This is a genomic window from Promicromonospora sp. NPDC057488, assembly GCF_042802395.1.
Lineage (GTDB): Bacteria > Actinomycetota > Actinomycetes > Actinomycetales > Cellulomonadaceae > Promicromonospora.
In genome coordinates, this window is the sequence record NZ_JBHVEG010000268.1 from 1 (window position 1) to 5,767 (window position 5,767).

The window sequence follows — 5,767 nt, forward strand, 5'->3', positions numbered from 1 at the left end:
GGTCGGCAGAGGCCTGTGCCGACCTCGATGCAGACTGCCGACTTTGCGGGGCAAACTGCCGACTGCCGACCTCAGGTGCCCGGCGCGGCAGAGCTGCCGCGCTGTCGTGACCACCGGCGGCCGCCCGTAAGGTTGCCCGGTGATAGTCGTCGCCGTCGTGGGGCCCACCGCCACCGGGAAGTCGGACCTCGCCCTCGACCTGGCCCAGGCGCTGGGCACCGACCGGGCCCCGGCCGAGATCGTCAACGCCGACGCCTACCAGCTCTACCGCGGCATGGACGTCGGCACCGCCAAGGTGCCGCCCGCCGAGCGGCGCGGCATCACCCACCACCAGCTCGACGTGCTCGACCCGGCGCAGGACGCGTCGGTCGCGCGCTACCAGGAGGACGCCCGCGCCGACCTGGACGCGATCGCCGGGCGCGGCGCGCGCGCCGTCGTCGTCGGCGGGTCCGGGCTGTACGTCCGGGCGCTGCTGGACCAGATGGATTTTCCCGGCACGGACCCGGCCGTCCGGGACCGGCTGGAGGCGCGGGCCGAGGCCGAGGGGCGGCGTGCCCTGCACGCCGAGCTGGAGCGGCTGGACCCGCAGGCCGCCGAGAGCATCGGGCCGCACAACACCCGCCGCATCGTGCGCGCGCTGGAGGTCATCGAGATCACCGGCCGCCCCTACACGGCCAACCTGCCCCGCCAGGAGTACGTGCGCCCCGCGGTGCAGATCGGGCTCGACTGCTCGCGCGAGGTGCTCGACGCGCGCGTCGGCAGCCGCGTGGACCGGATGTGGGACGGCGGCCTGGTCGACGAGGTGCGCCGCCTGGCGAGCCCGGAGCAGGGCGGCACCGGCGCCGGCCTCGGCGTCACCGCCGCGCGCGCCGTCGGCTACGCCGAGGTGCTCGCCTGGTGGCGCGGCGAGTCCACCGAGGCCGAGGCCCGGGAGGCGGTCACCGCGAACACGCGGCGCCTGGCCCGCAAGCAGATGGGCTGGTTCGGCCGCGACCCGCGCGTGCACTGGCTCGACGCCGCCTCGCCCCACCTGCTCGCCGACGCCCTCGAGCTCGTGGCCGACGCCGACGCCGGGACCCTGCCGGTTGCCGGGTCCGAGCCCGTGCGCCGTAGCCTGGGGTCATGACGCAGCCCGCGACCAGCCCCGTGCCCGCCGTCCCGACCCCCGGCACGCTCGCCTTCACAAAGGGGCACGGCACGCAGAACGACTTCGTGCTGATCGCGGACCCCGAGGGGCAGCTCGACCTCACCCCGGCCGACGTCCGCCGGCTGGCCGACCGGCGCGCCGGGATCGGCGGCGACGGCGTGATCCGGCTCGCCCCGACGGCGGCCCTGGCGAACGCGGGCGAGGAGTCCGCGCAGGCCGCCCTGGCCCAGGACCCGACGGCCGAGTGGTTCATGGACTACCGCAACTCCGACGGCTCCGTGGCCGAGATGTGCGGCAACGGCGTGCGCGTCTTCGCCGCGTTCGCCGAGCAGCAGGGCCTGGCCGACCTCTCCGCCGGCCCGCTCAGCCTCGGCACGCGCGCCGGCGTCAAGCGCGTCACCAAGGAGGCGAACGGCTGGTACGCCGTGGACATGGGCCGCTGGTTCCTGCCCGGCGGCGAGACCGCCGTGACCGACGGGTACGACGCCGCCGTCGCGGTGCGCGGCTGGACCGCACCCCGCCCCGCCCTGAGCGTCGACCTCGGCAACCCGCACACCGTCGTCGCCCTCGCGAGCGTCGAGGAGCTCGCCTCGCTGGAGCTGCACCACGCCCCCGAGGTCGCGCCGGTGCCGCCGCACGGCACGAACGTCGAGCTCGTCGTACCGCTCGGCGAGGAGGCGGGGCCGGACGGCGTCGTCGGGCGCCTGCGCATGCGGGTGCACGAGCGCGGGGTCGGCGAGACGCCGTCCTGCGGCACCGGAGCCTGCGCCGCGGCGCTCGCGGTCCGCACGTGGCAGGGCGGCACCACCGGCGCCGGCGCGCCCGACACCTGGATCGTCGAGGTGCCGGGCGGCGAGGTGCGCGTGCGCGTGCTGCCGGGCGGCAACGTCGAGCTCGCGGGCCCCGCCGAGCTGGTCTACTCGGGCCGCGTCTCCCTCTGACGTGTCAGACCCTCAGGTCCCTCGCGGGACCTGTACGTCTGACACGTGCGGTGGGGTCTGACCGGTCAGCCCGCGACCCGCAGCACGCGGAACCCCTTGGACGACGTCGTGCGCTCCACCGGGAGCCCGAGCGTCTCGGTGATCCAGCGGGCCAGCGAGTCCGAGCCCAGGTTCTTCTGCACCACGAGCCACGCCGCGGCGTCCGGCCCGAGCCGGGGCAGCCAGCGGGTCAGCAGCTCGTGCAGCACCTGCTTGCCCACGCGGATCGGCGGGTTGGACCAGCAGGCGGCGAACCGCACGTCGTCCGGGACGTCGTCGGGCAGGACAGCCCGCACGTTGGTCAGCCCGAGCCGCTCGGCGTTGCGCCGGACCAGGTCGAGCGCACGCTCGTTCACGTCGACGGCCCAGACCGTGGCCTCCGGGGCCTTCAGCGCCAGGGTGATCGTGATCGGGCCCCAGCCGCAGCCGAGGTCGAGCAGGTCGCCCGTCGCCGGGGGTGCGGGTACGTGCTCCAGCAGCACGACCGTCCCCTTGTCCACGCCGCCGGGGGAGAAGACGCCGGACGCCACCTCGACCTCCAGCTCCCGCCCGGCGAGGCGGACGGTCCGGGTGCGGCGCTCGTCGTCCGAGGCGGGCTGTGCGGTGAAGTAGTGGTCGCTGGACACCGCGCAATCGTAGGCGCTTGCCGGGTGGCGTGAGCGGTGCCAGCCTGCGGGCATGGAGATCGCCGTGGCCACCGCCGACCGCTGGGACGACGTGCAGACCGTGTTCGGCACGCGCGGCGGCGCGCACCACTGCCAGTGCCAGCGCATCCGGCTGGGCGACCGCGCCTGGTGGTACATGCCCGTCGAGGAACGCACCCATCAGCTTCGCGAGCAGCTCGACCCGGGGCCGGACGCCCCGACGTCCGGCGCCCTGCTCGGGTACGTCGACGGCGAGCCCGCCGGCTGGGTCGCGGTGGCGCCTCGCACCGAGTTCGTGCGCTACCGCGGCAGCCAGGTCCCGTGGGCCGGCCGGCACGAGGACAAGGACGACGCCGGGGTCTGGGCGGTGACGTGCTTCGCCGTCCGCGCGGGCATGCGCAAGCAGGGCCTGATGTACCCCCTGGCGGCCGCCGCCGTGGCGCACGCGCGCGAGCGCGGCGCCCGGGCCGTCGAGGGCTACCCGATCGCCCCGGAGCCGGGGCAGGACATCTCGTGGGGCGAGGTCAACGTGGGCACGCCCGGGCCGTTCGCCGCGGCGGGGCTCGTCGAGGTCAGCCGCCCGACCAAGCGCCGCCGCGTGATGCGCCTCGACCTCGGCTGACCCCGCCGCCTCACTCCCACGGCCCGTACCCCGTGTACGCCCGGTACCGGTCGGCGCCGAGACCCACCGCCGTGGACCAGCGGTGGACCCACTCGTCGACGTCCCGGATCCCGGCCGGCTCCCGGAGCGTGGCCAGGTAGGACTCGTGGGCGGCGACGACGTCCCGGACCAGCCCGCGCTCCCGGACCTCGCCGACCAGGCGCTCGCGCAGGTCCGCGGTGGCCGCCCGGTCGTCGAGCAGGACGCTGTGCGCGATGCCGACGAGGTCGCCGTCCGTCAGCCCCGCCACGCCCGTCCGCACGATCTCGGGCGGGCGGACCACCGGCCGCGGGGGCGGCGTCAGGAGCATCGCCGCGCGCCAGTCGTAGTCCGCGTCGCGCAGGTGGCCGTGCAGAGCGGCCGCCACCATGTCGGACGGGCACGAGCGGTGCTCCAGCGGCAGCATCCGCCGCAGCCGGCTCACCACCGAGGGGCCGCTCCGCCTGGAACGGGCGACGACGGTGCTCTCGTCCGCGCCGGCGCGGACCAGGTCCACGATCCGGGCGGTCTCCTCGTCGGTCCACGGGCGGCCCGTCCGGTCGGGTCCTTCGATCTCTTCGGGCATGGTCGTACCGTCCCCTGCGTGTGGTGGTCGTCGTGCTCCAAGTCTGAGCGGCCGCCGTCGGGCCGTGCTGGTTATCCACAGGTGTGATCACCACAGCGGCGGGTTGGGGAAAGACATAGCCGCGGGACTTTCGGGCGTGGGAAACTTGTTGTAACGAGCACAAACCATCGAGAGTTAGGTAATACATGACCCACACCCCGACAGAGCCCGAGCTCCCCGCAGAGGAGACGCCCGAACTCCGCGCGGCCCAGGCAGACGCCCAGGCGATCGCGAACGATGTCGTGGCACGGGTTCTCGCTCGGGCGGGGACCGCACGTGCCGACGGCGGAACGGTGCACACCGCGGCCGACGGCGACCAGCTGGACCTCGAGGAGCGCACCGCGCTGCGCCGCGTGGCCGGCCTGTCGACCGAGCTCGAGGACGTCACCGAGGTCGAGTACCGGCAGCTGCGCCTGGAGCGAGTCGTGCTGGTCGGCCTGTTCTCGGGCGGCGAGCACGCGGCCCGCGACGCGGAGATCTCGCTGCGCGAGCTCGCCGCGCTGGCCGAGACGGCCGGCTCCCAGGTGCTCGACGGCCTGCTGCAGCGACGGCAGAAGCCCGACCCCGGCACGTACCTCGGCTCCGGCAAGGCGCTGGAGCTGGCCCAGGTCGTGCTCGCGACCGGCGCGGACACCGTGATCGTCGACAGCGAGCTCGCCCCGTCCCAGCGCCGTGCGCTGGAGGACGTGGTCAAGGTCAAGGTCGTCGACCGCACCGCGCTGATCCTGGACATCTTCGCGCAGCACGCGAAGTCCCGGGAGGGCAAGGCCCAGGTCGAGCTCGCCCAGCTCGAGTACCTCCTGCCGCGCCTGCGCGGCTGGGGCGAGTCGATGTCCCGCCAGGCCGGTGGCCAGGTGGGCGGCGCGGGCGCAGGCATGGGCTCGCGCGGTCCCGGTGAGACCAAGATCGAGCTGGACCGGCGGCGCATCCGCGACCGCATGGCCAAGCTGCGCCGCGAGATCAACGCGATGAAGCCGGCCCGCGAGACCAAGAGGCTCAGCCGCAAGCGCAACGCGATCCCCGCGGTCGCCATCGCGGGCTACACCAACGCCGGCAAGTCGTCGCTCCTGAACGCGCTGACCGGTGCGGGCGTGCTCGTGCAGAACGCGCTGTTCGCCACGCTGGACCCGACGGTCCGGCGCACGAAGACGGAGGACGGCCGCGTCTACACGTTCACGGACACGGTCGGGTTCGTGCGGCACCTGCCGCACCAGCTCGTGGAGGCGTTCCGCTCCACGCTGGAGGAGGTCGGCGACGCCGACATCCTGCTGCACGTGGTCGACGCGTCCCACCCGGACCCCGAGGGCCAGATCGCGGCGGTCCGCGAGGTGCTGTCCGAGATCCCGGCGTTCGAGGACGTCCACGAGATCGTGGTGCTGAACAAGGCCGACGTCGCCGACCCGACGGTCGTCGGCCGCATCCAGCGGCGCGAGCGGCACACCGCCGTCGTCTCCGCGCACTCCGGCGAGGGCATCGCCGAGCTGCGCGCGCGGATCGCGGCCGACCTGCCGCGGCCCGGCGTCCACGTCGACCTGGTGGTCCCGTACGACCGGGGCGACCTGGTGCACCGGGTGCACGAGCACGGTGACATCGAGCTCACCGAGCACGTGGCCGCCGGCACCCACCTGCGCGGCCGCGTGGACGAGCAGCTCGCCACCGAGCTGCGTCAGGTCGCCGTCGCGCACTGATCCTCCCGCCTCACCAGACGACGCCCCGGTCACCTCGCGTGAC

Annotated in this window: 6 protein-coding genes; 4 read left to right on the top strand and 2 right to left on the bottom strand. The window is 74.7% G+C overall.

What is annotated here, in order from left to right:
• Positions 1–139: 139 nt before the first annotated feature.
• Both miaA and dapF read left to right on the top strand, forming a co-directional pair.
• The gene (gene miaA, locus ACFU5G_RS28690) at positions 140–1,126 is read left to right on the top strand and encodes a tRNA (adenosine(37)-N6)-dimethylallyltransferase MiaA (RefSeq protein ID WP_377252329.1); all 987 of its coding nucleotides are present in this window, start codon (positions 140–142) and stop codon (positions 1,124–1,126) included.
• Positions 1,123–2,088 carry a diaminopimelate epimerase gene (gene dapF / locus ACFU5G_RS28695; protein WP_377252331.1) on the top strand — a complete coding sequence of 322 codons (966 nt, stop codon included), beginning with the start codon at positions 1,123–1,125 and terminating at the stop codon, positions 2,086–2,088. The genes miaA and dapF overlap by 4 nt, the downstream gene beginning before the upstream one ends.
• A gap of 65 nt (positions 2,089–2,153) precedes the next feature.
• On the opposite strand, the gene ACFU5G_RS28700 is transcribed toward dapF, so the two are convergent.
• Positions 2,154–2,753, bottom strand: coding sequence for a class I SAM-dependent methyltransferase (locus tag ACFU5G_RS28700; RefSeq protein ID WP_377252333.1), 600 nt, complete (start codon positions 2,751–2,753; stop codon positions 2,154–2,156).
• Positions 2,754–2,805: 52 nt separating this feature from the next.
• Here ACFU5G_RS28700 and ACFU5G_RS28705 point away from each other — a divergent pair, with 52 nt between their 5' ends.
• Positions 2,806–3,393 carry a GNAT family N-acetyltransferase gene (locus ACFU5G_RS28705; protein ID WP_121387189.1) on the top strand — a complete coding sequence of 196 codons (588 nt, stop codon included), beginning with the start codon at positions 2,806–2,808 and terminating at the stop codon, positions 3,391–3,393.
• Positions 3,394–3,403: 10 nt separating this feature from the next.
• Here ACFU5G_RS28705 and ACFU5G_RS28710 read toward each other — a convergent pair whose 3' ends face one another.
• Complete coding sequence (locus ACFU5G_RS28710; protein WP_377252335.1) at positions 3,404–3,997, bottom strand: hypothetical protein; 594 nt, start codon at positions 3,995–3,997, stop codon at positions 3,404–3,406.
• A gap of 185 nt (positions 3,998–4,182) precedes the next feature.
• Here ACFU5G_RS28710 and hflX point away from each other — a divergent pair, with 185 nt between their 5' ends.
• Positions 4,183–5,724 (top strand): GTPase HflX, encoded by a 1,542-nt coding sequence (hflX, locus tag ACFU5G_RS28715; protein ID WP_377252337.1) that lies wholly within the window; start codon positions 4,183–4,185, stop codon positions 5,722–5,724.
• Positions 5,725–5,767: the final 43 nt, after the last annotated feature.

What these genes read in the sequence shown, in the direction of transcription:
- dapF (WP_377252331.1), top strand. Translation starts at nt 1,123, where the DNA reads ATGACGCAGCCCGCGACCAGCCCCGTGCCCGCCGTCCCGACCCCCGGC.
- ACFU5G_RS28705 (WP_121387189.1), top strand. Translation starts at nt 2,806, where the DNA reads ATGGAGATCGCCGTGGCCACCGCCGACCGCTGGGACGACGTGCAGACC.
- ACFU5G_RS28710 (WP_377252335.1), bottom strand. Translation starts at nt 3,997, where the DNA reads ATGCCCGAAGAGATCGAAGGACCCGACCGGACGGGCCGCCCGTGGACC.
- hflX (WP_377252337.1), top strand. Translation starts at nt 4,183, where the DNA reads ATGACCCACACCCCGACAGAGCCCGAGCTCCCCGCAGAGGAGACGCCC.